This window comes from Roseburia sp. 1XD42-69, from assembly GCF_003612565.1.
Lineage (GTDB): Bacteria > Bacillota > Clostridia > Lachnospirales > Lachnospiraceae > Roseburia_B.
This window is the reverse complement of sequence record NZ_RAZG01000045.1, coordinates 19,639-32,744: the sequence shown is the minus strand read 5'-3', so window position 1 is coordinate 32,744 and position 13,106 is coordinate 19,639. Positions and strand designations below refer to the sequence as shown.

General features: G+C 43.3%; 13 protein-coding genes and 1 pseudogene. 8 read left to right on the top strand and 6 right to left on the bottom strand.

The window, feature by feature from the left end; all coding sequences use genetic code 11:
- Positions 1–154 precede the first annotated feature (154 nt).
- The 3 genes from D7Y06_RS17190 to D7Y06_RS17180 form a co-directional block, all read right to left on the bottom strand.
- Positions 155–835: a DUF6033 family protein gene (locus tag D7Y06_RS17190; protein WP_120408970.1), complete on the bottom strand. Its 681-nt coding sequence runs from the start codon at positions 833–835 to the stop codon at positions 155–157.
- A 126-nt stretch (positions 836–961) separates the two neighbouring features.
- Positions 962–2,407 (bottom strand): sensor histidine kinase, encoded by a 1,446-nt coding sequence (locus tag D7Y06_RS17185; RefSeq protein ID WP_120408969.1) that lies wholly within the window; start codon positions 2,405–2,407, stop codon positions 962–964.
- Complete coding sequence (locus tag D7Y06_RS17180; RefSeq protein WP_120408968.1) at positions 2,400–3,122, bottom strand: LytR/AlgR family response regulator transcription factor; 723 nt, start codon at positions 3,120–3,122, stop codon at positions 2,400–2,402. The genes D7Y06_RS17185 and D7Y06_RS17180 overlap by 8 nt, the downstream gene beginning before the upstream one ends.
- Before the next feature lie 244 nt (positions 3,123–3,366).
- Here D7Y06_RS17180 and D7Y06_RS17175 point away from each other — a divergent pair, with 244 nt between their 5' ends.
- Together D7Y06_RS17175 and D7Y06_RS17170 are read left to right on the top strand one after the other, a co-directional pair.
- Complete coding sequence (locus D7Y06_RS17175) at positions 3,367–4,338, top strand: sugar ABC transporter substrate-binding protein (protein ID WP_120408972.1); 972 nt, start codon at positions 3,367–3,369, stop codon at positions 4,336–4,338.
- Positions 4,339–4,400: 62 nt separating this feature from the next.
- The gene (locus tag D7Y06_RS17170) at positions 4,401–6,899 is read left to right on the top strand and encodes a methyl-accepting chemotaxis protein (protein WP_120408967.1); all 2,499 of its coding nucleotides are present in this window, start codon (positions 4,401–4,403) and stop codon (positions 6,897–6,899) included.
- A 192-nt stretch (positions 6,900–7,091) separates the two neighbouring features.
- Here the strand turns inward: D7Y06_RS17170 and D7Y06_RS17165 are convergent, their stop codons facing one another.
- The gene (locus tag D7Y06_RS17165; protein WP_120408966.1) at positions 7,092–7,895 is read right to left on the bottom strand and encodes a sugar nucleotide-binding protein; all 804 of its coding nucleotides are present in this window, start codon (positions 7,893–7,895) and stop codon (positions 7,092–7,094) included.
- An 18-nt stretch (positions 7,896–7,913) separates the two neighbouring features.
- Positions 7,914–8,531, bottom strand: coding sequence for a class I SAM-dependent methyltransferase (locus tag D7Y06_RS17160; RefSeq protein WP_120408965.1), 618 nt, complete (start codon positions 8,529–8,531; stop codon positions 7,914–7,916).
- Positions 8,532–8,686: 155 nt separating this feature from the next.
- On the opposite strand from D7Y06_RS17160, the gene D7Y06_RS17155 reads away from it, so the two are divergent.
- The 6 genes from D7Y06_RS17155 (at position 8,687) to D7Y06_RS26590 (ending at position 12,805) form a co-directional block, all read left to right on the top strand.
- A complete protein-coding gene (locus tag D7Y06_RS17155; protein WP_120408964.1) occupies positions 8,687–9,130 on the top strand; it encodes a MarR family winged helix-turn-helix transcriptional regulator in 444 nt (147 codons plus the stop codon).
- 17 nt (positions 9,131–9,147) lie between these two features.
- A complete protein-coding gene (locus D7Y06_RS17150) occupies positions 9,148–9,576 on the top strand; it encodes a pyridoxamine 5'-phosphate oxidase family protein (RefSeq protein ID WP_120408963.1) in 429 nt (142 codons plus the stop codon).
- Positions 9,577–9,740: 164 nt separating this feature from the next.
- A complete protein-coding gene (locus D7Y06_RS28030) occupies positions 9,741–9,917 on the top strand; it encodes a hypothetical protein (RefSeq protein WP_158591404.1) in 177 nt (58 codons plus the stop codon).
- 112 nt (positions 9,918–10,029) lie between these two features.
- On the top strand, positions 10,030–10,953 hold the full coding sequence (locus tag D7Y06_RS17145; protein WP_120408962.1) for a DUF6273 domain-containing protein: 924 nt from the start codon (positions 10,030–10,032) through the stop codon (positions 10,951–10,953).
- Positions 10,954–11,375: 422 nt separating this feature from the next.
- Positions 11,376–12,452 (top strand): linear amide C-N hydrolase, encoded by a 1,077-nt coding sequence (locus tag D7Y06_RS17140; RefSeq protein WP_120408961.1) that lies wholly within the window; start codon positions 11,376–11,378, stop codon positions 12,450–12,452.
- 155 nt (positions 12,453–12,607) lie between these two features.
- The gene (locus tag D7Y06_RS26590) at positions 12,608–12,805 is read left to right on the top strand and encodes a hypothetical protein (RefSeq protein WP_199714746.1); all 198 of its coding nucleotides are present in this window, start codon (positions 12,608–12,610) and stop codon (positions 12,803–12,805) included.
- Between the two features lie 110 nt (positions 12,806–12,915).
- Here D7Y06_RS26590 and D7Y06_RS17135 read toward each other — a convergent pair.
- Positions 12,916–13,091: pseudogene (locus D7Y06_RS17135) on the bottom strand (relaxase/mobilization nuclease domain-containing protein); the annotation flags it as partial.
- Between the last annotated feature and the right edge of the window lie 15 nt (positions 13,092–13,106).

Below are 13,106 nucleotides of genomic sequence, written 5' to 3'. Positions count from 1 at the left end.
ATGGTGAGGAACTGCCATTTGACTGAGTTTCATACAATAAATACGGCGGTCAATTAAGACCGCCGAAAAAAATCAAATTAATTTACACACTTTACTTGACAAACCCATTAATTTACACACTTTACTTGACAAACCCGAAAAGCATATTCTTCCCTTACGCTTTGATATCAAAACCTGCCCCTGTGGGCGCAGACGTACCCAAGGATGCGGATATCACTTTCTCTGTGACAGCTTTTATATCCCTGCCCGTAACATTTATCGTATATTCTCCCGTTTCTTTTTCTGCTTCATTGGCGTCTTTTTTCGCAGCCCGCCGTTCAGCCGCCGTTTTCTCCTCTGACTTTTTCTCTGCCAGCCTTTTCGCCGCTTTTTCTTCCTGCGCTTTCTTTTCTTCTCGCTGCTCCTTAATTTTTTCTTCCAATTCTTTCCTTGCTTTTTCTGTTCCCGGATCCACTTCGTCTTTCACACATACTGCTGTGGTCATACTGTCATATCCATTCATAGTGATACTGCAGCTCAGCACTTTTGCGCCGTGTGCGGCCGCCGCTGATTTTATATTATCAACTACTTTCGGAATCAAAGACAAATTATATTCCAGCCATTGGGATGTTTTTTCATCACTTCCAGCTTTCGCTAAAAGGGAACCGTTTATATTTACGGAATAATCGGTGCTTTTCAAACATTCGTACTTTTGGGTAAGATAGGACAATTCGTCCTTTGCTGTTCTCCCTGTCTGCTTTTCTGCGCAAGCCTTACCCGTTTCATTGCCTTTTGCAGCCCAGGCGCTTTCATAGATACCACTGTTATAGCTGTTTCCAATTCCTGTTATTGCCATAATTTTGTCCTCCTGAAAATTTTACTGACTTAATGTTTCTGCTTTACGTATCGTATTTTTTTATCTTAAGGATTACAAATTTGGCGTGAACTGCTCCGTTTTGGGCGTGAAATTTTTAGTGCATTATCAGGTTGCAGTCACAGGCTTTCCATTCATCATTACTGTAAGACAGAATTTTTTCCTGCCCTCTGTATCAGAAATTTCAATATCAATATCGCCCATATACTTTTTTGCACATCTTTGGATATTGGATATTCCAATTCCGTGTAGTTTCCCGTTTCCCTTGCTGCTGACAGGCAGCCCGCTTTCTTTCTCTATGATAATATTCTCTGCAAAATCATTTTCAACTTCGATAAAAAACAGGCTGCCTTTCACATAAGAATGCAGCTTTACCTGTTTATTGCCCTCTGTCTTACGGCACGCTTCTATGGCATTTTCCAGAGCATTATTCAAAATAACTGCAATATCATAAATGTCTATCCTAAGGTTTGAGGGATAGGAAAAATCAACCTGGAACTGTATCTGTTTTTTCGCTGCTTCCTGTCCTTTCTGGTGGAGAATAATATCCGTGATGGGGCTGCCCGTTTGATAGGCAAAATCTAATTTGCTCACCGTTTCTTCCATTTTTCCGATATAGCTTTCCAATTCTGCATTTGCAGAACCCGCCGCATTTTTAACAAGCAGAGAAATATTGGCTAAATGGCTTCTCATATCATGCCGAAGCCCTCTCATATCCCTATAGATGCCCTGTATTTCTGCAATCTCTTTCTGCATTTGCCGCACTTGATTTTCCAGTATGACACGTTTCCCGGTTTCCTCATTGTACTGTAGCAGTTTCTGAAACAATATGACGCTTGCGGCAATAGCGGAAAGCAGCAGGACGCAGATAACAGGTATCCAGAATTTTGTTGCAGGCACAGTATCATAAATAATTACGGTCATTCCATTTTCAACGGATATCATCATCATCTTTATTGTCACTGAAATACATAATGCAGCAATACAGGGTAAAATCAGAAAAATATTCTCATGTGTCTGCAGCAGATAATCTTTTTTTACAAACTTTTTACTTATGAAACGCAGAAATACAGATAACAGCAGAGTATAAAGCAGCGCACATAAAATTATAACAAGGAAAGAAAAAAATTTTATCCATATATTGGATTTTTCTAACGTATGTATCATTCCTTTTGTAATAAAATAGTCCAGGAGGTTATGGCACAGCCCATGGAATATAAAACTGAATACGCTGACGATATATTTCACGGTTTCTTTTCCTGCCATGAAGCTAAAGACAATAAAAAATTGTTTCTGCGTATCTTTTTCAAAGAAAAGTAACTGCAAAAACAACAGGATACAGATATTTAAGAGTATCCCAGCGGCTTCCCCCACTGGAAATCTGCTGTCCAGCACTTCAAATACTGCAATCTGGATAAGAAAACAGGCTGCACTCCATACTGCCAAAATCAGCCCTTTCCCATATTTCTCTTTCAAAAAACTCCGTACATAAACACCACTTAATATACCGTTAATCAAATAAACAGAAACTGAGAGCAGCAGCATTTCAGACATTGACAATCCCTCCATTTTTTACATACCGCATATAAGTTTTGATGAAATCAGAATATTTCTTCCTTGCAAGAAGCAGAGTATCCCCGTTTATGACTTTTATGTTATCCCCACTGTACGCAGAGATTTTCTCCATGTTTACAAGATAGCACCTATGGCAGCGGTAAAAAGTGTTCCCTAATCCGTTTTCCAATTCCTCCATTTTTCCGTAAACTTCCAGTATCCCTTTCGTTGTATGGAAAATGACTTTCTTATTGCCACTCTCTATATAGTAAATATTTCTCAGCAACAGTTTCTGCTGGGTTCCAGAACTTTTTACCATGATATATTTTTTGGTCTGTTCACAGAAAACAGACGCTTCTTTCCATGCCCGGCGGAATACTTCTGAAAACTTTTCTGGGTCAATAGGCTTTATCAGATAATGGAACGCATTTACGTCAAACGCCGCTTCCATGTATTCACGATACCCCGTCACAAAAATAAGAATGCTCCTTTGCCTGCCCCTTTCTTCCTGTTCTCTGATACGTCTTGCGATATCCATGCCGGATACTTTGCCCATTTCAATATCAAGAAAATAAATGTCAAAGTTTCCTTTTGCATGTATCAATTCTTCTCCCGATGGATACTCTGCAATATCTGCTTCCGGCACTTGCCTTTGTATCAGCCGGATAAGTTCTTCCCGGATTGCCCGGTCATCATCACAAACTGCAAGCCTCATAATATCACGACTTCCTTTCCTGACCTAAGAAATATAAAGTTCAGAGTTTCTCTTTTATTATATCGTCACTTGCACTTTATTACTGACTGCAAAGGTGCGAACTGCTCCGTTTTGGGTGTGAACTATGAAGTTTCATAGCATGGTACAACATCACATCAAATATGTGATATTTTGTCAACAAATCTGATATATGGGAAAAGCCAGATATGTCAGAATAGAAAAAAAGAGCAGGCAGGTGCAAGGGATGAAGAAAATAGCACGGATTTTATGTATTGTAATGGCTGTGACTGTCCTGTTTTCCGGCTGTGGGGAAACAGAGGCAGAAGAGGGCAGTGTGAAGATATATTACGCCGCAATCGAAAGCGGGGATTACTATGAGGGATGGGCAAATCAGCTGAAAGAGCAGGCCGATATCAACGGGTGGGAATTTGAAGTGGGATATGCGGAAAAGTCCCTGGAAACCCAGATTTCCCAGTTAAAGGGGGCTGTGGAAGACGGGTACAATGTGTTTTTGTGCGGTCTTGTCTCCCCGGAAACTGCCACCGCCGTACAAGCAGTTTCGGGAGAACTTCCCATTGTGTTTATCAACAATGCGCCGGAGGAGGGGCAGTTGGAAAAGGATCGTTATATTTATGTGGCCTCCGATGAATTTATGGCGGGGCAGTATCAGGCGGAATACATATTGGAAAAATTTTCAGGCAGAGACGAGATTAACGTGGCGGTTTTGAAAGGGCCCAAGGGGGCATCCGGGGCGGAGGGCAGGACAAAGGGTTTAAAGCAGACCTTAAAGGCCAGCGGGAAAAAAATAAATTATGTCTTTGAAGATTATGCAGACTGGAGCAGTGACACCGCCAGGGAGCTGATGGGGATTTTTTTAAGGACGGGAAACCCTGTTGACTGTGTTGCCGCAAACAATGACGACATGGCCCTGGGAGGGCTTGCGGCCTTTGAAGATGCAGGGGTCAGTACGGACTCCGTTTTGTTTCTGGGGGTGGATGCTTCTGAGGCCGGATGCCAGGCCATCTTAGAGGGGAAAATGGATTTTACCGTTTACCAGCCTGTTTCGGCCCAGATATCTGCGGCGGTGGAGGCGGCGGGATGCCTGGCAAAAGGCCAGTCTGCGGACACAATAGAGGGCATTTCAGAGGACGGGAAATATATTCTGGTTCCCTTTGAAAAAGTGGATGCAGACAACGCAGCCCAGTATCAAAAGTAATGCAAAATCCCATGGCGCAGGGCAGTTTCAGTCAGCCATAAGAGAGAAAACGGAGGGAACAAATGAAAGAGAGAAAAAAGTTTTTTCCCATAAAAATAAAACTTCTGGGCATTATACTGCCTGTGGTTCTGGTTATCATTGTTGTTTTAATCGGCTTATCTTATTTTGTTTCGGAACGTGTGCTGAAACAAAATGCCCACAGCCTTTTAAATTCTTCTGTGGAAAGCCAGGCGTCTGAAATTGAAGGATGGCTGGATAAGAACCTGAATTCTGTCAATGCGGTAAAACAGGGGCTGGAGGAAATGGATTTTGGGGAAAAGGAGACGCAGGATTTTCTCTATGCCTACTACAATTTTGACAGTAATTTCCCGGAAGGGTTTCAACTGGCCAGTACAAAGGGAAAAATCTACAAATCCGAAGAGGGGAAGGCAATAGGGTTCCGGGAACCCGATGCGGCAGGGAATTTTTTGGAAAACGGAGATTTTTCCGTCCGTGAGGACTTGTCAGATAAAAAGGGATGGACGTTTCTCACCGCACTTGGGGGGGAGGCTTCCGCCCAAATCGAAGATAAGGAGATAAAGATTTTTACGGTAAATGAGGGAGGCGAAGACTACAGCGTACAGTTGGTGCAGCCGGAGCTATTTTTGCAGAAGAATACAGGATACCGGGTTTCTTTTGATGCCTGTGCAGATGGGGAGAGAAATATGAAGGTCAGTGTAACTGCGCCGGATCAGGATTATAAACGGTATCTGGAAGATACGGAAGTTTTGCTTACCACCCAAAAGCAGACATTTACCTATGAATTTACCATGGGGGAAGAGGATGACGCCAACGGCCGGCTGGAATTTAACCTGGGGGCCGCCGGATCAAAAGAAGGGGTGACAATCAGCAATGTCTCTGTCAGCAGCAATGCCCCCTTTGCTCCTGGGGAGGAAAAGGAGAATGCCCAGGACAGCCAGGTGACCCGGAGTGAGTGGTTTTTGGAAGGGCAGACTAGGGTAAATATGGGATTTACAGATGCTTACATAAATGACGAGGGAAAACAGGTCATCAGCGTCTGCGGCATGCTGAATAAAAATACGGAAGATGTATGGGTACTGTCGGGAGATTTGTCCCTGGAACGAATCAGCATCTTTGTGAGTAGTTTTGTAAAAATGGAGGATGCCCAGTCACTTTTAGTGGACGCAGAGGAGGGCAGGGTATTGGCTTCCAGGGATACGGCGCTGATTTCCGCAAAACTGGGGGATTCTTCGGATGAATTTATGAAAAATGTGGCGGAGAAAATCGCCAGTTACCAGTATGACCTGGTGGAAATGAACGGGAACATTTGTGTCTTTGAGCCGGTGGAGGGGACAAACTGGCTTTTGGTGTCCTATGTCCCGGCAAAAACCGTTTATAAGGATCTGCGCCACACAAGAAATATTATGATACTTTTTGGAATCGTATCCGTGCTGGTTTTAACCCTGTTAATGGAACGGATTGTCCATATTGTTATTATGCCGGTGAAGAAATTGACAGATTTGATTACCACAATGACGGAAGGGGATTTTACCATCCAAAGCGACGAGGGAAGCAATGACGAAATTGGAATTATGAGCCGGTGCGTCAATGTTTTTATTGAAGCCATGCGGGGGGTGATTGTTTCCATTGACCATGTTTCCCATATGCTGCATAACCAGGCGGACAGCAGCAAGGACGTATCCGTGCAGATGTTTTCCGCATCGAAACAGCAGAACCAGTCTATGAAAGATATGAATTCTACGGTAAACCAGCTTTCCCGTTCTGTAAACGTGATTGCCCAGAGCGCTACAACCCTGGCTGCCCTTGTGGAGGAAACCAAGGCGGATGGGGACGGAGTGAGCGGTAAAATGGAGGAGACCGTAAACATCTCCCAAAAAGGGAAGGCCGTGATGCAGGACGTTGACGCAGCCATGCACAGCATCAACGATTCCGTAAGGCAGCTCCAGTCCGCCATAGATGAAGTGGGCCAGGCGTCCCAGGAAATTACAGATATTACAAGGACAATCGGTGAGATTGCAGATGAGACGAATCTGTTGTCCTTAAACGCATCCATCGAGGCGGCCCGGGCAGGGGAGGCCGGGAAAGGGTTTGCGGTGGTGGCGTCGGAGACCAGTAAACTGGCCCAGACCAGCATGGAGTCCGTGCGGCATATCGATGAGCTTATCATGGAAATCAAGTCTTTGATTGAGAGCGTCATCAGCCAGGCGAAGGATAGTGTGGACAATATTAACAACAGCAGCGTGCTGATCGGCAATGCGGTGAAGACTTATGATTCCATTTTTGATAACATAGCAGACGTTTCGGAACTGGTGGAAAAGATGATACAGAAAATAAACCAGGTGGAAAATGTTGCCAGGAATGTTGCAGATATTTCTGAGGAACAGGCGGACAGTTCCCGGTCGATACTGGCCTCCTCGGACAATCTGGTGGCCCAGGCGGACAGCCTGATGCAGAACAGCGAGACAGTGGCAAAAGAGTCGGAAAATCTTACAACTTCGGCGAAAGAACTGGAGAACCAGATAAAGATATTCCGGGTGTGATTCAATATAAGAAGTTCTGGCAGATAAATGCTTTAAAAAAGTTTTGGAATCTGCTATAAGTTGTATATCAATAATAAAGTTGACAAGTAAGGGGTGCTGCTTATGATGTGCATGGAATGCGGGGCTAAGGCGGAAAAAGGATATACGACAAGTTTCTATTGTAAATTAGAGCAGTGCCGCATGACATTTTTCCTAACTATTTAGATAGGCAATTAACCTTTCACTGTCCCATTTCAAAGAGTTCGGCAGGTCATCCCGGCTGTTTAAAACAGCCATGACCCCCGGCTCTTTTTGGCAAACAAAGCAGGGTTTTTTCCCCCCCATTGCACAGATAAGCTTTTGTATAAAATCCTGGTACTCTATGACATCGGAGGTTCCTACATGAAAAATTCCCTCTTTATCCTCCTCAATTATCCACCGGAGGGTCTTTGCAATCTGCAAATCCGCAACGTGATTGCTGAAAAAATCCGTGTAAACTTCCAGTTCCCCTTTTTCACATCCCTTTCTTATTTCCTGAATCCTTGGGGAGTTTTTGCCCCAGACAAAGGGAATTCGTATGATTACGGTGCGGCTGCCCAGCCGTTCTCTCAGTAAATCTTCGCATTGTATTTTAAAACGGCCATATTCGCTGTCTGAATTTGTGGGGTCATTTTCATAATGTTTTTTTTTGCAGTTTCCGTCAAAGACATTGGCGGTGGAAATGAAGATGATTTTTCCGCCGTTGGCGGATAGATAGCCGGCGATACTTTCATGGACGGTAAGTTGTCTGTCAAAATTTCCCCGGAGGGAGGAGATGACAAGATCAGGGCGTACCTGACCTAAAAGAGAGTGGATTTTATCAGGCATTTCCACAGAAAACCGAAGCATAGAAGAATCCTTTTGTTTTGAGGAACAATATGTCCCCCAGATTTCCCAGTCTTTTTCCTGGGAAAGCTGTCTGTATATGGCTGTGCCTACGGTTCCGGTGGCACCCAAAATCAAAATCCGCTTTTTCATTGTCTTGTCCTCATCAGATTATTTTTTAAAAGAAAGTATCCCCGCACAATAGGAAATCCTGGTAAATTCCATTTCTGGGAAAGTTTCCTGCAATTCATCGGCCACAAAATAAATCTCATCCTTATCCCAGGCAGAACCTGCTTCCCTGCGGCATGTTTCCAGTTCCTCTCTGGTGAGAAAAGCCACGTCCCCGATGAAAATGGTTCCGTCTTCTTTCAGCAGCCCTTTTAGATTTTTAATAAAAACAACTTTTTCATCGTCCGTTAAATGGTGGAGGGAATAGGTTGCAATAATAAAGTCATAGGATGTTTCAAGAAGGGGTTTTACAATACCCTGGGAGAAATCTCCCTGGTATAAATGGGCATCCGGCATTTTTTCCCGGGCAAGTTCAATCATTCTCTGGGAAAAATCCTGACCGTATATATTGCAGCCCATTCCATATAGTTTTGCGGTGAGGGTACCCGTTCCAAAACCGATATCAAGGACGTCCGGTTTTTCTTTTTTCAGTACATTTTTATAGATGGCGGCAAGGAGATTTTTATATCCTGCGAAGGGGTAGGTGTTTTCTTCCTCCGAAAGGCCCACCGCCTTGTTATATCCATCCGCCCATAAGTCAAATCCTTTGTTGTTCAGCATGATGTTCTCCTTTTTGCGTTTGATAGAAATTATTGTAGGGTTTTCAAACTTAAATGTCAAGGTATCTTTTTATTTCTGTTGACAGGCCTGTTTTTCTGTGTTAAATTAATAACAGTTCTATTTGGAAATGTTCTAATTAGATTTGAGGTGCTGATTTGGAAACCAGAGGCGGATTTTATATTACACAGATAAAGCAGCTCCAGGACAGGATTTTTGAAAGGTTATTGGCTGAAAACGGCATTGAAATAAGCGGCGGGCAGGGAAGGATTCTGTTTATTTTGTGGAAGGACGATGATCTTACAATCAGCGAAATCAGTGAGAAAACTTCCCTTGCCAAGAATACGGTATCTGCTGTAATAGACGGTATGGTAAACAAGGGGATTGTGGAGCGGAGCATTAATCCCCAAAACCGCCGTCAGACCATTGTATCCCTTACGGAGTATGCGAAATCTCTGCAGGCAGAATATGAAGCGGTATCCCAGCAGATGAATGATTTATTTTACCAGGGGTTTTCAGAAAAAGAGCAGGTACAGTTTGAACAGTACCTGGCCCGGATTCTGGAGACCCTGACAGAAAATCTGCATACAGGCAGACAGTAAGGGTCAGGAGGTTTTTTATGATAACAGGAGAATACATCACTGCATTTATAAAAAAGCAGAAGACAGTTTTTATCGGCTCGGTGGATGAGGATGGCTTTCCAAATATAAAAGCGATGTTTACGCCCCGGAAGATAGAGGGGAATTGTTTTTACTTTTCTACCAATACATCTTCCCTGCGCACAAAACAGTTTATGGAGAATCCCAGGGCAAGCGTCTATGTTTATAAAAGAGGGCGTTTTAAGTATGAGGGTATTATGCTCACAGGCACAATGGAAGTTTTGCAGGAGGCTGGCATCAAGCGGGAAATCTGGTGTACAGGGGATACCATGTACTACAAACAGGGGGTGGATGACCCGGACTACTGCGTATTGAAATTCACTGCCGTAAAAGGCAGATATTATTGTGATTTGAAAAGTGAAAGTTTTAACATGGAAGATTTAGAGTGATGGAGACTGTGAGGCTAAGGGACAAAGCAAGTACAAAGACACTGTATTCCGCATGATTTTTTAAGGACAAAGAAAACCTGCTGTCCCTTTACAATGCGGTAAACGGAACAGATTACAAAAACCCGGAGGATCTGGAAATCACCACACTGGAAAACGCCCTGTACATGAACCTGAAAAAAGATATGTCCTGTGTGATAGATTTTTCCCTGGATTTGTATGAGCGCCAGTCCACGGTAAACCCCAACATACCGTTACGGGATCTGTTTTATGTGTCAAAGATTTTGCAGGGGCTGATTGTAAAAGAGGACTTATACAGTTCCAGGCGGAAGTCCAGGCGTTAATCGAAAGAGAAAAATCTGCATTGGTTTCATTGTAAAGGACTTTTTGTTTGCAATCCATGTCCCGATATGTTAAAATTGGGATTGGATATCAAAAACCAGAAAGGAGTACAACATGAGACAAAAGGCAAAGAGAAGGATACAAAAATATACAGTACTGCCGGTTATGGCGGCAATTCTTTTGACAGCACAGGGGATTTTTGCACAGACAAGTGATGCCGCAGGGAAGCAGGCAAAGGAAGGGGAACTGCCGAAAAATCCGGTGCATCACTGTGCAAAGCAAAATTATGACCCGGATGATACGGATTGGAGTTATGTCTGTTTTGGCAGCTACCCCCAGAGGGAAGTGAAGGGGAAGGCCCTTACATCCGCGGTCACTGGAGCGTCCTATGATGCCAATGGGGATGCCTTGGTGGATGGCACAAAGTACCGGAGGATAAGCAGAGACGACACGAATTACGGCGGATTTTTTGGAGACAGGGAGTACCGCTATTTCAAGTGGGAGCCAATCCGATGGCGGGTGCTTTCCAATGATGGTTCTGCTTTGTTTTTAATGGCGGATAAGGGGCTTGACTGTAAGGATTACAATGAAGAATTTATCTCCGTTGCATGGGAGGACTGCACGCTCCGGGACTGGCTGAACAGCGAATTTTACACTGGGGCTTTTGACAGCGGGGAGCAGGAGGCAGTTATGGGCCGGACAGGGGATAAGGTGCGCCTTTTATCCTTAGAGGAAGCGGTAGACCCGTCCTATGGATTTTGCAGGGATGATAGCATGAATTCTGTAAGCCGCAGTTTAAAACCCAGCGATTACGCCCATGCAATGGGAGCGTATACAGGGTGCGATGACTTTGCAGGGTGCAACTATTGGCTGAGTTCTCCCGGAAGCACCGAAGACAGTGCGGCAGGTATTACCTGCAGCGGATTTGTGGATAAAACCGGCAGCAGCGTCCACAATATCAGCAGCGCTGTTGTTCCGGTATTGCGCATTGATTTATCTTCTGACCTCTGGTCATTGGCGGAAACGAAAACGGAATAAGGGAAATATCAGAAAAACGTCTGAAAGAGGGCTTTCGGCACATTTCATGTGCATGGAGGCTCTCTTTTTGTAGTTTTTATAGACAGTTCCCTAATTGTTTCTAACCAGACAAAGGGCCGAACCAAACAGCCGAAGAATACTATGTCAAAGGCATGTATTAGTATTACATAAAATTGTTTAAATAATTACATATATTTAAGGATTCCCGCCATGCGCAGCAGGTACTGTGCATTTGTGGTAGTGCAGCGTCCCTCCCTCGTATGTCAGCGGCCGTAAGCCGAGGGAACGGGCAAGGCAGATGATGATTGCTAATAATAAGGCAAAGGGAGATTAAGCAAAATTTAATGGGATTGTGTATGTGCTTATGGTATAATAACAGCGTTGGATAATTAAACAAATTGAAATTATGGAGTGAGGTAAATATGAAACAAAAAAAGAAGAAAATTGTCCTTCGGGTTATAGTAGGTATAGGAATAGCTTTGTTGATTATTATAATCGCAGCACTTGTATTGTTTAGAAATGAATTGCGCTCTCTGATGTCATTGAAAAAGGTTGATGATTACGGAATGTATCAAATGACATATTATGGCGATTATGGATTTGATGACTTTCTGGAAATTGGTGCTGAAAAAGATGCGGACATTGAAGCATTTGTAACAAAAAGGTTGTTGAAAGGACTGCCAATAAATTTGGGTGTTACAGGAGACGGTTGCACAGCTTTTGTCGTAAAAAATGAGAATGGCGATATTTTGTTTGGAAGAAATTTTGATTATTTATATGCCCCGTCTTTACAACTTTACACTGCACCTAATAATGGATATGCTTCGGTTTCCACCGTCAATCTTTCTTTTGCAGGATATTCCGAGGACAATTTACCAAGTGGTTCACTTTTTGATAATTTCCTGACGTTAGCCGCACCATTTCTTCCCTTTGACGGAATGAATGAGAAAGGGCTTGCGATTACTGTGCTTGCAGTGCCAGAAGCGGAAGTCCCATATAATCCCGACAAAATAACATTAAATACAACCACAGCAATCCGGCTTGTACTTGATAAAGCGGCTACAGTGGAAGAAGCCATTGAATTGTTAAAACAATATAATATATATTTTTCTGGAGGTATCGAGTGCCATTATTTAATTGCTGATGCAAGTGGGCATTCTGTCATTGTGGAATATGTAAATCAAGAGCTTTGTGTTGTTGAAGCGGAGGACGAATATCAAATTGCTTCTAATTTTATTGTCTATGACGGATTGAATATTGGAGAAGGATTTACTGAATTTGAACGCTATGATGAAGTGCAAAATGCGATAGAAGCGAATAACGGTATACTTGAGGCAGGTCAGGCAGTTCAATTATTGGCTGATGTCGGTATTTTTGATGGAAATATAGACAAACTACAATGGAGTGTTCTGTATAATCTTACAACTGGTTACGGAGAGATTTTTGCTAATCGGAAAACGAATAATATCATAGGATTTAATCTGGATATGGATAATTGATATATGTGCAAACCTCTTGTTTGTTGGGAACAGAATTAAACATAAAAATTGAATATTGTTTACTTTTAGGTAGCGATTATCTTAATAGACAATCCGCTGCCTTTTTTATTTTCAGAAACTATTAACACAGCCACAGAAAGGAATGAGGGTCAAAAATGATTGAGAACAATAACGAAGTCAGCAAAGATTTAGAAAAGGCATTGCAGGTATTGAAACAGGCGCAACAGCGTGTTGCCAACGAAAAGAAAAACAGAACGAGAAGAAACGCAAAGCCGAGAACCACCACAAAATTCCTCACCGGCTTTGTTCTTTTTCGGGAAAAAGAAGGTTATTCCGTTCTGTTTGCTTGTTGAGGGCAGCGCCCCCAAGCCCCTTTGAACACAGAATTTCATTCTGTGGCTGCGCATTCCTGCGGAACGCTTTTTACCGCCTGGGGCGGTGAATAGTACATAAAAATGAATCGTCAACGGTCCTGCCCTTGTTCCTTTTCCCAGTCTTTCTGGCGTTCCTTCCCGTATCCCATCAGCCGGTCCACATTGGCTTTTGCGGTCAGCAGTTCCCGCATTTCCTTGCGGGATCGCCGATACTCGGCATAGTTTTTTTCTTTCCTTCCAGCAGCTGGGCATACTTGGCCTGCAAAAAATAGAATGGGAC